This window comes from Methylobacterium sp. HJ2 (assembly GCF_056431005.1).
The window spans coordinates 73,756-90,186 of the sequence record NZ_JBWJYM010000010.1 but is presented as its reverse complement, the minus strand read 5'-3'; the positions used below and the strand labels follow the sequence as shown (position 1 = coordinate 90,186).

At 70.5% G+C, this 16,431-nt stretch carries 10 protein-coding genes; 6 read left to right on the top strand and 4 right to left on the bottom strand.

Features of this window, described 5'->3' with window-relative positions:
• The first annotated feature begins 9 nt into the window (after positions 1-9).
• From tssM to ACS5RC_RS21775, 5 genes are read left to right on the top strand one after another with little or no spacing between them, the layout of a single operon-like run.
• Positions 10-3,633: a type VI secretion system membrane subunit TssM gene (tssM, locus tag ACS5RC_RS21795; protein ID WP_478346013.1), complete on the top strand. Its 3,624-nt coding sequence runs from the start codon at positions 10-12 to the stop codon at positions 3,631-3,633.
• Between the two features lies 1 nt (position 3,634).
• Positions 3,635-4,324 carry a type VI secretion system-associated protein TagF gene (gene tagF, locus ACS5RC_RS21790; RefSeq protein WP_478346012.1) on the top strand — a complete coding sequence of 230 codons (690 nt, stop codon included), beginning with the start codon at positions 3,635-3,637 and terminating at the stop codon, positions 4,322-4,324.
• Positions 4,308-5,159: a PP2C family protein-serine/threonine phosphatase gene (locus ACS5RC_RS21785; protein WP_478346011.1), complete on the top strand. Its 852-nt coding sequence runs from the start codon at positions 4,308-4,310 to the stop codon at positions 5,157-5,159. The genes tagF and ACS5RC_RS21785 overlap by 17 nt, the downstream gene beginning before the upstream one ends.
• Positions 5,156-7,318, top strand: a complete 2,163-nt coding sequence (locus tag ACS5RC_RS21780; protein WP_478346010.1) for a serine/threonine-protein kinase — start codon at positions 5,156-5,158, stop codon at positions 7,316-7,318. Before ACS5RC_RS21785 ends, ACS5RC_RS21780 begins: the two co-directional genes overlap by 4 nt.
• 3 nt (positions 7,319-7,321) lie before the next feature.
• A complete protein-coding gene (locus ACS5RC_RS21775) occupies positions 7,322-8,965 on the top strand; it encodes a transglycosylase SLT domain-containing protein (RefSeq protein ID WP_478346009.1) in 1,644 nt (547 codons plus the stop codon).
• 164 nt (positions 8,966-9,129) lie between these two features.
• On the opposite strand, the gene ACS5RC_RS21770 is transcribed toward ACS5RC_RS21775, so the two are convergent.
• Together ACS5RC_RS21770 and ACS5RC_RS21765 are read right to left on the bottom strand one after the other, a co-directional pair.
• Positions 9,130-9,423, bottom strand: a complete 294-nt coding sequence (locus ACS5RC_RS21770; RefSeq protein ID WP_478346008.1) for a PAAR domain-containing protein — start codon at positions 9,421-9,423, stop codon at positions 9,130-9,132.
• 34 nt (positions 9,424-9,457) lie between these two features.
• Positions 9,458-10,789, bottom strand: coding sequence for a tetratricopeptide repeat protein (locus tag ACS5RC_RS21765; RefSeq protein ID WP_478346007.1), 1,332 nt, complete (start codon positions 10,787-10,789; stop codon positions 9,458-9,460).
• Between the two features lie 381 nt (positions 10,790-11,170).
• On the opposite strand from ACS5RC_RS21765, the gene ACS5RC_RS21760 reads away from it, so the two are divergent.
• A complete protein-coding gene (locus ACS5RC_RS21760) occupies positions 11,171-12,349 on the top strand; it encodes a M23 family metallopeptidase (RefSeq protein ID WP_478346006.1) in 1,179 nt (392 codons plus the stop codon).
• A gap of 154 nt (positions 12,350-12,503) precedes the next feature.
• Here ACS5RC_RS21760 and ACS5RC_RS21755 read toward each other — a convergent pair whose 3' ends face one another.
• Both ACS5RC_RS21755 and ACS5RC_RS21750 read right to left on the bottom strand, forming a co-directional pair.
• On the bottom strand, positions 12,504-13,448 hold the full coding sequence (locus tag ACS5RC_RS21755; RefSeq protein WP_478346005.1) for an adenylate/guanylate cyclase domain-containing protein: 945 nt from the start codon (positions 13,446-13,448) through the stop codon (positions 12,504-12,506).
• Between the two features lie 727 nt (positions 13,449-14,175).
• Positions 14,176-15,774, bottom strand: a complete 1,599-nt coding sequence (locus tag ACS5RC_RS21750) for an NF038122 family metalloprotease (RefSeq protein ID WP_478346004.1) — start codon at positions 15,772-15,774, stop codon at positions 14,176-14,178.
• Positions 15,775-16,431: the final 657 nt, after the last annotated feature.

Sequence of the window (16,431 nt, the reverse complement as noted above, 5' to 3'; positions counted from 1 at the left end):
CACGGCGTCATGACCCTCCAGATCTGGCTGCGGCGCACGGCGCTCGTCCTCGGCGGCCTCTGCCTGTGCATCCTGATCTGGTGGGCGGGCCCGCTCCTGGCGGTGGCCGACATCCGCCCCCTGGACGCCGCCTGGTCGCGCGCGCTGCTCTGCGCCTGCATCCTCCTCGCGGTCGCGGGCGTGATCGGCTGGGACCTGTACAAGCGCCACCGCGCAACGAAGGAGCTTCAGGCCGAGATCGCGGGCAGCGAGACCGAGGCGGGCGACGGGGAGACGCTACGGGAGCGGATGAGCGACGCGCTCGCCACCCTGAAGAAGGCGCGGGGCGGCAAGGGCGGCTACCTCTACGACCTGCCCTGGTACATCATCATCGGCCCTCCGGGCGCGGGCAAGACCACGGCCCTCGTGCGCTCCGGCCTCAAGTTTCCCCTGGCCAAGGGCCGCACGCCGGAGGCTGTGGCCGGGCTCGGCGGCACCCGCTACTGCGACTGGTGGTTCACCGAGGACGCCGTGCTGATCGACACGGCCGGCCGCTACACCACGCAGGATTCCTCGCCCAAGGGCGACCGGGCGAGCTGGCTCGCCTTCCTCGACCTCCTGCACCGGACCCGGCCGCGCCAGCCGATCAACGGCGTCCTCGTGGCGATCAGTCTGGAGGACCTGCTCACGGGCGGCGAGGAGGGCGTCGAGGCGCACGCATCGGCGGTGCGCGCCCGCCTGATGGAGCTGCACGAGCGCCTGAAGGTCGACTTCCCGGTCTACGTCATCTTCACGAAATCCGACCTGATCGCGGGCTTCCGGGAGTTCTTCGGCCAACTCTCGGAATCCGAGCGGCAGATGGTCTGGGGCCACACGTTCCAGACCACCGAGAAGACCCGCAACATGATCGGCGAGGTGCCGGGCGAGTTCGACGCCCTGGTCGAGCGGCTCAACGCCTGGATGCCGGACCGGCTCCAGGACGAGGTGGCGCCGACCGCCCGCGTCGTGCTGTTCGGCTTCCCCAGCCAGGTCTCGGCGATCCGCGGGCGGGTGGTCGACTTCCTCGGCCGGGTGTTCGAGCCGAGCCGCTTCAACATCAACGCGACCCTGCGGGGTTTCTACTTCACCTCCGGCACCCAGGAAGGCACGCCGATCGACCAGCTCATCGGCGCCCTGTCCCGAAGCTTCGGCTCGCAGGACGTGAGCGCCTCGGCCTATTCCGGACGGGGCAAGAGCTACTTCCTCACCGACCTGCTGCGGAAGGTGGTGATCGGCGAGGCCGGCTGGGTCTCCACCAACCGCGCGGCGATGCGGCGGACGAACCTGCTGCGGCTGGCCGCCTATGTCGGGCTGGCGCTCGGCTCGGCGATCCTCGCCGGCCTGTGGTGGACGAGCTTCCTGCGCAACAGCCAGCTCATCGCCCTCACCAACGGCCTGACCGGCAAGTACCGGGCGGATGCCACCGAACTCCTGCGCGAGCCCGTCGTCGCCGACCGCAACTTCTCGAAGGTGCTGCCGCTGCTCAACGCCCTGCGCTACCTGCCGACAGGCTATGCCAGCCGCGGCGAGGGCGAGCCGATCCTGGCGACCTTCGGTCTGAGCCAGCGGCCGCGGCTCCGCTCGGCCTCGGAGACGAGCTACCGGGCCGGGCTCGAGCGCCTGTTCCGGCCGCGCCTGATCTACCGCCTGGAGGAGCAGCTTGAGGCCAACCGCGCCAATCCCGGCTTCGTCTACGAGGCGCTGAAGGTCTACCTGATGCTCGGCGGCCGGACCGAGGCGCCGCTGGATCGCGGCCTCGTCGTCGCGTGGTTCCGGCGCGACTGGGCCGAGAACCTCTATCCCGGCGCCGGCTTCGCCCGGGGACGCCAGCTCCTCGAGGACCATCTCCAGGCGATGCTGGACCTCGACGACGGCAGCCCGGCCCTCGTTTCGGTCAACCAGTCGCTGGTGGAGGATTGCCAGCGCACCCTCGCCCGGCTCAGCATCGCGGAGCGGACCTACGAGCTCCTGAAATCCGAGGCGCGCCCCGCCATCGGGCGGGACTGGACCGTCCCGAAAGCCGCGGGCCCCGATGCCGGCCTCGTTTTCGAGGCGGCCGGGGGAGCCGACCTCGACAGCGTCCGGGTACCCTTCTTCTTCACCTACGACGGCTTCCTCGACGCCTTCATCGACCGGTTCGGCGACGCCGCCGACATCGTCGAGCGCGACCGCTGGGTGCTCGGCGCCGCGGGCGACCAGCAGGCCTACCGCGCTCAGTACGGCTCCCTGTTCGCCGATCTGCTCAAGCTCTACGCCCGCGAATTCCAGCAGAGCTGGACCGCCGCGCTGCGCAAGCTGAAGCTGCGCCCGCTCGCCGCCGACAAGCCGCGCTACCTCGCCCTACAGGCGATCGCGGCGCCGACCTCGCCGCTGCGGCAGATCCTCGAATCGATCCGCGACGAGACGCGGCTCACCCGCGAGCGTCCGGCGCGTGCGGGCGATCAGGCCAAGGCCGTGCTCGCCGGAGCCGTGAAGGCCGTCGAGCAGCGTGCCGGTGCGGCGATGCCCTCCGCCACCGGAGAGGCGGGGGCGGCGCTCGGGCGGATGGCGGCCGGCAACGCGATCTCGGCGACCGGAATAGCCCCGGTCGACCGGTTCTCGGGGCCGTCGAACCAAGCGCCCGGCGCCAATATCGAGGCGGCCTTCCGCCCCTTCCACGTCCTCTCCGAGGGGGATGCCGGCCGGCGCACCACCGACGCGCTGATCGCGATCCTCAACGAGATCAAGAACGCGGCGCTGGAAGCGACCAACCCGAACCAGGCGGCCGTGGCCAACAACACCCTGGTGACCCAGACCGCGGCCCTGCGCGCCCTGGCCGCCCGCTTCCCCGCTCCGTTCGAGCCGATGATCCGCCAGGTGGCGGCCGAGTTCGAGGGCAGCGCCGCCGGCGCCGCCGTCTCGCAGCTCGGCAAGGCGCTCGCCGACGAGGTGATCCGCGATTGCCAGGCGATCGCGACGAACCGCTACCCCTTCAACCGCGCCAGCGAGCGCGAGGTGCCGCTCGCCGATTTCGCCAAGCTCTTCGGGCCGAACGGCAGCTTCGACCGCTTCTTCACCCAGAATCTCGCGGCCCGGGCGGACCGCTCGCGGCCGCAATGGGCGTGGCGGGTCGACGATCAGGTCGCGCGCAGCTTCTCGGCCGCGACCCTGCGCGAGTTCCAGCGGGCCTCGGAGATCCGGGAGGCCTTCTTCTCGACGGGCGGTACCATGCCGGCGATCACCTTCTCGGTGACGCCGGTCTCGATGACGGGCGACGCCGGACAGGCCAAGCTCGACGTGAACGGCAGCGTCGTCACCATGCAGGGCGGCGTCTCGACGCCGGCCGCCGTGCAGTGGCCGGGGCCGGCCGTGCCGGGCCGGACCGCGCTTCAGGTCGAGGGAACGCCGGGCTTCTTCGGCACGTCGGGCGGGCCGGGCGTCCTGATCGAGAAGACGGGGGCGTGGTCGCTGTTCCGCCTGCTCGATTCCGGATCCGTGCTGACCCAGGGCGACGCGGTCGTGGCGACGCTGACCGCGGGATCGCGGCAGATCACCTACAAGTTCGGGGTCAACACCCTGCAGAACCCGCTCGCGCTGCCCGCGCTCCGCGAATTCCGCTGCCCCAACGGGATCTGACATGCCCTGCGGCCTCTACGGCAAGCTCCCGGCCAAGCGCGATTTCATCGCCCTGGCCGTGCCGCGCCCGGTCCTCAACGCCTGGGAGCCCTGGATCCAGGGCGGCCTATCGGCGAGCCGCCAGCATCTCGGCGAGGCGTGGATCGCGGCCTACCTGAGGGCGCCGATCTGGCGATTCTGGCTGGGGGCCGGGATCGCGGGCGAGCCCGTGCTGGGCGCCTTCATGCCCTCCGCCGACGGGATCGGCCGCTATTTCCCGCTGACCCTGCTCTACCGCGCCGCGAGCCCCGAAGACTTGCCGCCGCCGGAACATGAATCCTTCGACGGCTGGTTCGGCCAAGCGGAATCGCTGCTCCTGTCCGCTCTCTCCGACGATGCCTCCTTCGAGACGGTGACCGCCGATCTCGCCGGCATGCCCGACGCGCGGCCGTCGACGCTGCCGGCGCCGACGGCCGGGACGACTCGGCTGCGCGGGGGCGCGCTGCTCGGATCGGCCGACGCGGCCGGGTTCTCGGCGGCGCTGAGCCGGCAGCGGCCCCTCGCCCATGCGGGGTTGCATGCCGGCATGAGCTACTGGTGGACGGTCGGCGGCACGGATTTTCCGGCCCTCGCCCTGACCTGCCGGGGACTGCCCGACCCCTACCTGTTCGCGGGCTTTCTCACGGGGCAATTCGATGCCGTCGCCCTCTGATCCCGCCCCGTCCACCGGCGCGCTGCCCATCGACCTGCTGCGCCTCGAATGGGGCAGCGTCAGCCATCCCGGCAAGGTCCGGGCGGAGAACGAGGATTGCTGCCTCGTCGCGCCCGAGATCGGGGTGTTCGCCGTCGCGGACGGCATGGGCGGCCACGAGGATGGGGCGCTGGCCAGCTCCACCGTGATCGGCGCGCTGGCCTCGATCGGCGCGGCCGTCTCGGCGGCCGACCTGATGGCGCGCTTCGAGGACCGGATCCTGCGCGCCAACGCGACGCTCCGGGCCGCGGGCCAAGCGCGGGGCGGGGTGATCGGCTCGACCGCGGCCGTGCTCCTGATCTTCGGGCGCGACTTCGCCTGCCTGTGGTCGGGCGACAGCCGCGTCTACCGGATCCGCGGCGGGGCCATCGAGCAGCTGACCTGCGACCACACCGAAGGGCGCGACCTGTTCGAGCGGGGCATCCTGACGGCCGCCGAGATGGCGGCCTGGCCGCGCCGCCACGTGCTCACCCGGGCGGTGGGCGTGCGCGACCGCCCGGAGATGGACCTGGAGCAGGGCGTGGTCCTGGCCGGCGACGTCTTCGTGATCTGCTCCGACGGGCTCACCGGCCATGTGGAGGATCGCGACATCCTGCTGGCGGCCGGCACCTCGGCGCCGCAATGGGCCTGCGACGCCCTGCTCGATCTCACCCTGGAGCGCGGCGCCTCGGACAACGTCACGGTCGTCGTCATCCGCTGCGGCTATCACGGCGATTCCCGGGAACGCGTGCCCGTGAGCGGCCAGGCGACGGTGACGCTGCCGATTCGTCCGGCGGCCGGAGGAGAGGTCCGATGAGCAGCGACCGCACGGTCGTGCAGATGCGCACCGGCACCCGGGCCGGGCCCGGCACGGTGCTCAACGACCTCTACCAGATCGACGCCCTGATCGCGGTCGGCGGCATGGGCGAGGTGTTCCGCGGCCACGTCATCGAGACGGGCGACGCGGTCGCGATCAAGGTCATGCGCGAGGAATTCGCCGAGAACGCCCAGGCCTTGGCGCTATTCCGGAAGGAGGCATCGGCGCTCCACAACGTCCATCACGGCGCGGTGGTGCGCTACTACGTCTTCTCGGTCGATCGCCGCCTCGGCCTGCCCTACCTCGCGATGGAATACGTCGTCGGCGAATCGCTCGCCGACCGCCTCCGGCACGGCCCCCTCCCCTACGACGCCGTCGAGACCCTGCGCCGCCGCGTCGCCAGCGGCCTCGCGGCGGCGCACGCGGCCGGCATCGTCCACCGGGACGTCACGCCGGACAACATCATCCTCCCCGATGCCGACCCGGCGCGCGCGAAGATCATCGATTTCGGGATCGCGCGGCTCGCCGCGACGCAGACGGTGATCGGTGACGGCTTCGCCGGCAAGTACGCCTATTGCTCGCCGGAACAGCTCGGCCTGCAGGGCGGCGAGATCACCCCGCGGTCCGATATCTACAGTCTCGGGCTCGTCCTGGCGCAGGCGAGCCTCGGGCGCGCGCTCGACATGGGCGACCAGCCCGCGTCCTTCGTCGCCAAGCGGTCCACGGTTCCGGACCTCACCGGGGTGGACGACCGGCTGGTCCCGCTGCTCGAATCGATGCTGCGGCCGGATCCGCGCATGCGTCCGGACAGCATGGCGGAGATCGAGGCCTGGCAGGTGCCGGCCGCCCGGGCCGCTCCGCCTCCCGCCCCGCGCAGCGACACGAAACGGGGCCGGAAAGGCATCGTCCTCGCCGGGGCGGCCCTCGCGCTCGCCGGCGGCGTCACCGCCGCCCTCGTCCTGATGCCGACCGGGAATACCCCGGCCCCGGATACGGGCGAACCCCTGAAGGAGCGGCCGGTCGACCGGACGCCGCCGAGCCCGACGCCAGGCCCGATTCCGAGCCCGGCCCAGAGCCCCTCACCCGACCGGCCGCCTGCCGAGGCGCCGCTTGCCGAGCCGCCGCGGTCGGAACCGCCGCGGACCGAGCCGAAGGCGGCGAACCCACCCGCAACGCCGACGCCGGATCGGACCAGGCCGCCGGCCGCCGAGCCGCCATCGAGCCCGCCCTCGAGCCCCGAGCCGCCGCAACGACCGACCGAGCAGTCCAAGCCCGTCGAGTCGACCAAGCCTGCGGAGCAGCCGAAGCCCGCCGAGCCGCCGAGGCCCATCCAGGCCCCACCTGCGCAGACGAGGCCGTCGCGGACGCCCCCTCAAGGCGAGACCCCGCGGGTCGAGCCGCCCGCTCCCCCGTCGACGTTCCCGCAGACACCCGCCCCGACGGCTCCGCCGCCCCCCCGCTCCGACCCGACACCGCCCCGCCGCGATCCGGTGCCGGAGAGCGCGCCCATTCCCGCGCCCGCGCCGGCCCCCAGCGGTCCCACCATGGAGCAGGTGGTCGCCTATATCCGCGGCTACCGGGGCGGGGATTGCTTCTTTCTCAATCCCACGACGGTCAGTGCCCAGGAGGCGATCGTCGAGGCCTACGGGACCGCGTCGAAGCCGTTCCAGGACTTCGACGAGGCCTTCCGGAGGACGTTCGGTTTCGAGGCGAAGATCCAGCTGCGGCAGATCGAGCGCGGCCAATGCCCGGTCGTCGACCTGCTCGCCCGTCAGGCCCAGCTCAAACCCGCGAACGTGCCGAAGCTCCGGCTCGACGGCGACCGCCTGCGGAGCGGGGAGGAACTGCGCGGCCTCGTCGACCTCGGGGACGCGCAGAACGTCATGCTGCTCCTCGTCGAGCGCGACGGATCGGTGCATGATCTCGCCCGCTACCTGAAGCGCTCGGGACGGCAGGCGAGCTTCTCGGTCCGGCTGGAGGTTCCGCCGGCCTCGCAGGGCCGGGCCCAGCTCGTCCTCGCGGTGGGCAGCCAGGCCCCCATCCTGCCGGCGGGCACCCAGCCGAGCGGCGCGGCACTCTTCGCCGCGCTGGCACAGGAGGTGGAGCGCGCCGGCTCCGGGCTCGGCTTGGCGGTGCGCCTGATCAAGGTCGGGAACTGAGCCATGCGCAGCGCCGCCCCGCACCTGACCGAGGAGAGTTGTCTCGACGAGGTGATGCGCCTGCGCTTCGGCGACGCGCCCTGCGCGGCCTGCGGCGGTCGCCAGGGCTTCCAGCGCGAGAGCCGCAACCGGGCGTTCTCCTGCCGCTCCTGCGGCATGGCGGTCTTTCCCTGCCAGGGCACGCCATTCGTGAAGGCCCGTCCTTCCCTGCTGGAGTGGTTCCAGGCCATCGACGTCGCCGCCCGCGACAAGCCGGACGCACGCACGCTGCGGCGGCGCCTCGGCCTCGATCGCCGCGTGGCGACCGAGATGGAGGCCGGGATCCGCCGGCTGAAGGCCGCGACGGATCCGGCGACGGATGCGCGCTGGTTCCCCGAGATCGCCGCCTTCGTCGCCTCGCACCGGGCGGCCACGCATCTCCGGCCGACGATCCAGGCGACGGCCGAGCGCGAGACCCTGTGGGAGTCGCTCCGCGCCAGCGCGGTCTTCGCGCAGGTCGAGCACCGGCCGTTCCTCGGCCTGGGAGCGATCGCGCTTCTGATGCTGGTCGGCGCCGGGATCGGCTGGCTGATCGTCCCGCAGACGCCGGAGCCCGACGAGGAGGTGGCGCAGGCGACCGCCATCCTGACGCTCGGCGAGGACAAGCCCGTCATCCTGGTCAGCCCCGACGTCGCCGCCCAGCTCTACGACGTCACCGACGTCGATGCGCAACCGGACTCACCCCTCGCCTCGTCGATCCGGGTCGCGCAGCGGCCGGCCTCGGGAGACTCGGTCGTGCTGTCCGGCGCGCAGCCCGTGGCGCCGCCCGCCGTGAAGCTCTCGGCCGACGCCGGCCGGTCGCTGGTCGAGGGCGATACCGGTGCCGTGCAGGCCCGGGCGGCCCAGCGGCCGGAGCTCGCCGCCTACACGGCGCTCGCGCGCGAGCTCGAGGGCAAGGGTCCGCGCAATCCCGACGAACTCCTCACCTTCGGGCCCATGCGCATCCGGCGCTACCTCGTCGAGAAGATCGTGCGCGCCTCGCGGGTGACGACCGTCGATCCGGTGCTGCTGATGGCGATCGCCGACAAGGAATCGAGCTTCAAGACGGAGGTCCAGGCCCAGACCTCGTCGGCCTCGGGCCTGTACCAGTTCATCGAGAAGACCTGGCTCGGCGTGGTGCGGGAATTCGGGGGCCGCTACGGGCTCGAGAAGGAAGCCGCCCTGGTGGCGAGCGGCGAGCTCAGCGGCGCGAACCGGACGCGGATCCTCGACATGCGGCGCGATCCCTATCTCTCGGCCGTGCTCGCCGCGGAGATGCTGAAGCGCGACAGCCTGCGGATCGCCAAGCGCATCGGCCGCAACCTCACCGGCGGCGAGGTCTACCTCGTCCATTTCCTGGGGCCGGACGGAGCGGAGCGGATGATCGACGAGATCACCCGCCGGCCCGACACGGTCGCGGCCGACCTGCTGCCGAGGCCCGCGGCCGCGAACAAGCCGATCTTCTACGGCGGCGGCAGCGCCGGGTCCAAGGGCCTCTCCGTCTCCGAGGTCCGCAGCAAGTTCGAGACGATGATCTCGCTCCGCCTCGACCGCTACCGCAGCGTGAAGACGGTGAGCGTGCCCAACACCCCCGAACCAAGGATCGTGTCGGTTTCGGACGAGCATTGATGCCGAACCGTCGCGCGGGCTGATCCCCGGGGCCAAACTCATCGGGGTCGGACACGGCTCGCGAGAATCCGCCCCGAGCCTCTGCCACCGGCTTGGAACGGCCCCCGTGTCGAGATGCGTGTCAGCCGAACCGGTCCGCTGCGGCGGGCGGCACTCCTGCCGGCCTATCCGCCGATCAGCACGGTCGGCAGCCCGACCACGATCACGCCGCCATGCGCGGTCATATCGCCGATGCGCGCCGCCATCTGGCCGCCGATCAGGACGGTGGCCGAGCCCAGCACGATCGTGTCGGGGGGCCCGACGCAGATCGCCATGTCGCCGACCCGCGCCGCCGGCAGCTTTCCGATCAGCACGGTCGGGCAGCAGGGCGCCGAGATCGGGCCGCCCACATGGGGCACCACGCCCGTCACCATGGGGCAGGTGTGCATGTCCGTGATGCGGGCGGCGGGCTTTCCCATCGGGCGGCCTGTCGAGAAGGTGGGAGAGAGGGTGTCAGGCCTTCCGGGCGGTGACGATCAGGCCGCGAACCGGCTCCCCGCGCTCCATCCGGAGATCCTCGCGGCGGATCGAAACGTCGGTGAACCCGGCCGCGGCGAGGGTCTGCCCGACATAGCCGCCGGCATGGCTGTAGCGGCCATGAGGATGGAGCGTGAAAGTGTCGCCCTCCTCCTCCTCGACGCTGAATACCAGATGGCCGCCGGGCCGGAGCGCGGCGGCCGCGGCGCGTCCGAAGGCCTCGAGGGGTCCAAAATAGCAGAGGGTGTCGGCGGAGACGATGAGATCGTAGGTGCCCGGCCGGTCGAGCAGGTGCTGCGTCAGCTCGCCCGCATCGAGCCGGTCGTAGCAATCGCGCTGCCGCGCCTTGTCCAGCATGCGCTCGGACAGGTCGACGCCGACGAGGATGCGGGCATGCGCCTTGAGCGCCGGGCCGCACAGGCCTGTGCCGCAGCCGGCATCCAGCACGACGAGGTCGCCCCGCGCCTCGTGCAGGGCGTCGACCGCGGCGGCGACGAGCGCGGGCGCGCGGTAATCGAGGCGCGCCAGCTTGTGATCGAAGCTCGAGGCGAAGCCGTCGAACAGGGCCGTCACGTAACGGTCGCTGGCGCGCTCGGGAACATTCTCGCCCGAGATCGCGGCCACGAGGTGCTGCGCGGACGGATTGTCCGGCTCCTCGCGCAACCACTCCCGCAGGATCGCGAGGGCGCGGTCGTGCTCGCGCGTCGCCGCGTAGGCGGCGACGAGGAACCGGCGGGTTCCGGCATCGGCGGGCTCGAGTTCGAGCGCGCGGGTATGGCAGCTGATCGCCTCGTCGATGCGCCCCCGGCTCGCCAGGAGGCGCCCGAGATTGTTCCAGGCGTCGCGGTGGCGCGGATCGAGCGCGAGCGCCTCCCGGTAGACCGCCTCCGCCTCCTCCGGCCGGCGCATCACCCGCAGGGCGACGCCGAGATTGTTGCGCGCGTCGATCTCGTCGGGCTCGAGCAGGAGCGCCGTATTGTAGGCTTTGATCGCGAGATCGGGCCGGTCGAGCTCGAAGAACACGTTGCCGAGGTTGATGTGGGCGCTCGGATCCTCCGGCTCGATCTCGATCGCGCGGCGGATCAGGCGGACCGCATCCCGCGGACGATTCGTCTGGTGATGGAGCACCCCGTAGAAATGCAGCGCGGTGGGATGGTCGGGAACGACGGCGAGAATCCGGCTGTAGAGCGCCTCGGCCACCGGCGTGTCGCCCGCCTGATGGGCGCGTGCAGCGACCTCCAGCGCCTCGTCGAGACTCAGGGAATCCGCCGCTCCGGCCTGCTGGCCGCCGTCGTCAGCCATGTCCATGACAGTCTCCGCCGGGCCGCCGCACCTGTGCCGGTACACGATCGCGGGCCGAATAGTCTTCCGGCTTTCGGACAGGGTCAATACAGCAGGCGTCGACGAAAAGCAGTTTCGGTCTGAAGCCGGACTGGATTCGGCTATCCGTCGCGAGCCCGTCTGGCTCCTCCCCGTAGGAGGACGGCGCGGCAGATGTGGATGCGCGCCGCGTGAGTGTCTTCGCACGTGGGACATGCTGTAAGACCGCGGTACGATACGGTCAGAGACTATCTATAACCCGCGCGTCGCGGGCCGCACAGCACCGGTCGTCCCGGCCGGTGGCGGGCGAGAAGCACCGGACCGGAGGGGCGTTCCGTGACGTTGAGAAGAAGCCGGAGGCGTACGGCCGTGCGCACGGCTGCGGAGAGCGGACCGAGGCCCGTCGCCCGCCGCTCGAGCCGCCTGCCCTGGATCCTCCTCGGCCTCTGCGCGGCCTGGGCGATCCCGGCCACCTATTTCGCCGTCTCGCAGCATCGGGAGGCCATGCGGCTGGCGGAGGAGAGCACGATCCGGGAGGCGGATCACGAGGCCCGGATCCGTGCGCTCACGCGCCGGCTCGTCGGCGTCGCGAGCCACCAGATGCTCGAGCAGGACGGCTTGGCGGAGCGGCTGGCGGACATCATCGTGCGCCAGGACGGGCTGGAGAGCCGCGAGACAGCCCTTGCCGCGACGCTGGAGCGCGCGCTCGCGACGGGCGCCGCTCCCCGGAGCGAGGCGCCCGGCCAGACCGAGACACCATCCTCCCCGCAGCCCGGCCGGAAGGGTGCGGCTGCGGAGCCGACCTTCGCCGGGAAGCCCCTGCGCGATCAGTTCGCGCGGATCGAGGACCGCCTCGGTCGGGTCGAGACGCGCCAGTTCCGTCTGGTCGAGCGCCTGGCCGCCCTCGCCCAGGACCGGATCGGACGGGTCAAGGCGGTGCTCGCCGAGTTGCAGCTCGCCCTGGTGCCGCCGCCGACGCCCCCGCAAGCGGAACCTGTGGCGCGCGACGCCTTCCTGCGCGCGTTGGCCGGGACCGAGGGGGCTCTCGCCGAGGCGGGACGCTGGCAGCGCCTCAGCGAGACGATTCCCCTGCACGTGCCGATCGACACCGAGTCCAGCCTCTCGAGCAATTTCGGGTTCCGCAAGGATCCGTTCACCGGAGAGCGCAGGATGCATGCGGGGATGGATTTCCGCAGCCCGGTCGGCACCCCGGTCCGGACGGCGGGACAGGGCCGCGTCGTCAGCGCCGCCCAGAGCAGCGGCTACGGCAATCTCGTCGAGATCGACCACGGCCACGACATCGTCACGCGCTACGCCCATCTCTCGACCATCGCGGTCGGCGTCGGCCAGATCGTTCCCACGGGCACGGTGATCGGGGCGGTCGGCTCGACCGGACGCTCGACCGGGCCGCACCTGCATTACGAGACGCGCCTGTCCGGCAATCCCGTCGATCCGGCCCGGTTTCTCACAGCCGGCTCGAAACTCCTGGGCGGAGCGGAGCGCCCGGCTTCTCCATCGCCGCCGGACGCGTCGGAGACGGCGGATTGAGCGGTCGCGAAGGTCGTCCGGTGCGATCCTCGCGAGCGGAGATGGAGGATCTCGAGGCGGATCGGGCGCGGGTGGGCTCGACGCCGGCCCGATCGCCCTGGCGTTAGACTCCGAGGCAGGGGGGCGGGCGAGTGCGGAACGCCCGGGCTACGGCTCACCCGGCCTCGGCATCGCAGGGCAGGTGGTGCTCTTCCAGCGTCAGCACGAAATCCACGTCCGCGCCGCCGTCCTGCGTGGAGCGCCCGAGCCCGAGACTTCCGGCCGCGTGCAGGAAGGCTTCCTCCCGGCAGAGGCGGAACTCGGCGACGCCGACAGGCCGCACGAAGGTTCCGTTGGTGCTGTGATCGATCAACAGCCACTTCTCGCGACGCCGCTCGATGGTGGCGTGCTGGCGCGAGGCGAAACCGCTCGCGATGACGATGGTGTTCTCCTCGGCCCGGCCGAGGGTGATCACCGCGCGGTCCCGCTCGAACATCCAGCGCCGACCGTTGTGGATGACCTTCAGGACGCCGGCCGTCGCGGCGAGCGGCGTGCCGCTCGGTGCGGGAAAGATCATGGTCTGGCTGATCGTATTGATGCGCCAAACGACCTCGGCCACCTTGACGTCCTCGCCCAGGCCGCGCGCATTGGCGGGGATCAAGCGCGTCGCCGCGCGCCGGGGCTTGTCGAGCTGTTCGACGGTCGATGCGGTGGTGATGATCTGATCGGCCTTGGCCAGCGACGCGACGCGCGCCGCCGTGTTGACCGTGTTGCCGAACACGTCGCCGTTGCAGAGCACCACCGGACCGCTGTGGAAGCCGATCCGGAAGCGCAACCCGCTCGCGCCTTTCGTCTGGAGAGCCGCCTGACTGCTGCGGTCCATCTGGATGGCGACGGCGGCGTCGCAGGTGGCGGCGGCATCCGGAAAGATCGCCATGATCTCGTCGCCGATCGTCTTGACGACGCGCCCGCCGGTCTCGGCGATCAAGGTGCCGATCCCGGCGAGGCACCGACTCACGACCGCGTGCGCCTCGCTGTCGCCGAGGTCGCGATACAGCTGCATGCTCCCCACGACGTCGCAGAACAGAATGCCAGGCGAAGCCGGGATGGCTATACTCATTCCGCTCCCTCCTGCTAGGGACACCGCAGTCTAGCTGACACCCATCCGGATGGCATTGCAACTAAGCCCTCTGTCAAGGACCGATCTATGCAGAATCGGTCCGGACGGGGTGGATACCCTACCGAATTTCCTTCCGAGCCCGGACGCGCCCAGTTTTTCGGCGGATGCCCGGCATCGCATGTCCCCCGGCCCGACAGGGGCTTCCGGCTTATTCCGGCCTCGCGGAGCGCGGGTCTTCGAGCCCCAGCCCGTCCCACGTCCGGGCGAGCGAGGTTCGGGAGGGCGCATCCGGGCCGACATCATCCAGCCCTGCCGCGCGTTCGACCCCTCAGAACAAAGCAGGCCTTGGAGACGAGCGAGCGATCTTTGGCATCAGTCGTGCGATGTGTGCCTTGAAAGGGCGATCACGATCGTTCTCTTGCCAGCGCAGAGCGCTCGCAAGTCTTCCGATATGGGCCTTCTGCCTGCCTGAAACCTGCTGGCCCGGCAGTGCTCACGCGGTCGACCATCAGGGAGGCTGTGATCGGCGGGACGAGCGCCCTCTCCGGGTTCGGCGGGCGCATGCGCGCAGGCAGCAACCCTCAGGAGTTGCCGACGCTTGGTCGACGATGCCGAACGCTCCGGCCGCACAGTGCCGGTTTCCACGACGTCGCCTTCGTCTGCCTCAGCCTCGAGGCCCCCGAAGGACCGACGAGCCGGTCGGAACCTCGGGCCTTCTCCTCAGACCTCAGGCGACGATTCTGTAGCTGCCGGCGTCGCCGAGGATGGCGCCGGCCGTGACGTGGGCGTTCTGGATCGTCCAGTCCACCAGCGTCGACCCGCTCTGCAAGGCCAGATCCGCCGTGCCGTCGCCGTTGTAGTCGCCCACCGCCGCCACCTTGTAGCTGCCCGCATCGCCCAGGATCGACCCGCTCGTCACCGCACCCGAGCCGAGGATCCAGTCCACGACCGTGGACCCGCTCTGCAGCACGAGATCGGCCGTGCCGTCCCCATTGAGATCGCCCACGCCCGCCACGCCGTAGCCGCCGGCATCGCCCAAAAGCCGCCCCTGGGAGAGGCGACCGGCCTTCATCAGCCACGCCACGACGCTCGAGCCGCTCTGCAGCAGGATGTCGGCGGTTCCATCGCCGTCGACGTCGCCGGTGCCCACCACCTTGTAGCTGCCGCTGTTGCCGATCAGCGTGCCTGCCTGGAGCTGACCGTTCTGCAGGGTCCAGTCGACGAGGTTGCCGGACGCGTCCTGCAGGAGGACGTCCGCGGTGCCATCGCCGTTGAAGTCGCCCGCGCCGACGACCTTGTAGGCGCCGGCTTGGCCGAGGGCGCGGCCCTGGCTGACTTGGCCGCCCACCATCAACCACTCGACCACCGCACCGCTGCTGTCCTGCAGCAGGATATCGGCGGTGCCATCGCCGTTGACGTCGCCCGTCCCGACGACGCCGTAAGACGGTCCGCTACTGGCCACGACCGACCCCGATTGCCGGGCCCCGTTCTTGATGTTCCAATCGACAACCGTCGAGCCGCCTTTCAGCACGATGTCCGAAACGCCGTCCCCATCGACGTCGCCATGCGAAGCACCGGAGACGTAAGCGTGAAAGCCCAGCGTCTCGATAAGCTTGCGGTCGATCCGCGTCAGCGTCTGCGTCGTGCTGGCATTATAGTATTCATTGAAGGCATCGTTCGGCGTACGCCCGCTGTCGGTCAGAAAATCGCTGGGATCGGAGCCCTTGCCGAAATCGGCCAGGTCGGTCTTGCCGCCGTCGAGCGAGAAGTAAGACGCGTTCGCCGGGATGCTATCGGAGAAATAGCGCGTATCCTGGCTGCTGAACCGAAACAGATCGAGGATGCCCGGTTGGGGGCCGGTGGTCACACGGCCCATCGCGTGCGTGAGCTCGTGGAGCGCCACACCGGTCAATTCGTTCGTCGGGATGTCGGTCGCGAATCCGGCCGATCCATCGAGGCCTGTGTCGGTGGCCGAGATCAGGCCCATAAGCTTTTCCTGGGCCCGCCAGACCACGACCTGCGACTGTCCCTGGATCGAGGATCCTATCGGCAGGGCCGTCACGCCGCCCTGAACGTCCGCCGCCGCATTCTGGGTGAGCCAAGTCCGAAGCGAGGCGTAGCTCTGATATATTCCGCTCGTGGGCCCGGCCGAGGCGCTCCCGGCACTCTCCTTCGTGCCGTTGATTTCGCCATACCCGACGGAGAGGTTGATCGTAATATTGTCCTTGAACGTTGCGTCTAGGATATCAGCAGCCTTCTGGATGGCGTTTCTGAAGGCTTGCGGTGCGGCTTGGGCTAAGCTGTCAAACTGTAATTTGATTAACACTTTGCAAACCCTTGTGTATCGAAGGCCGATCGATCCCACAAACGCGTCAGGACGATTGCATGTCCGGCAACAGTCCAGCCTCAACCGTAAACAGAAGGCGATGCTGGCGGCGGTCCTGGAAGGGCGTTGCTGTCTTTTGCTTGTCTCATTCGGACGATGGTTAAGAAGCTTTCACAGTTCGACGCGTCTTTGTCCTCGCGGCAGGACGGGGCGATCGAGGCAACGCAGAGCGCGTGATCGGCAGGCGTCTGCCCATCGCGACCGAGGCATCCCGCTGCCGTGCGGACCGACCCGCCCGCCTGGATCGTCCCGGCCTTCGCAGCTCCGTTCGTCGACCGCCCGGCAGGCCGTGATCGAACCGCCTGCTCGGCACGCACGCGGTCCGGTCAGGCCGAAAGGCGCGCCGTCCACATCCACGACACGATGGCGCTCCGGTCCGGCTCGCACCGATCCGTCTGGGTCGGATCCTGCGCGGTGCACCGGTCTTCGCCGGCAGGCTGGCGCTGTGGAGGGCGCCGGTGCCCGGACGCCGCTCCGGCATCGAACAAGCCAGGAGATCCAGGCGCTGGTTGCCTTTGCTGAGCCGAACCGGCGAACGGTTGTCGGAGGAGCAAGAACGTCCGCGCTGTCGGCCCGATCACACTGATTTGTCTGATG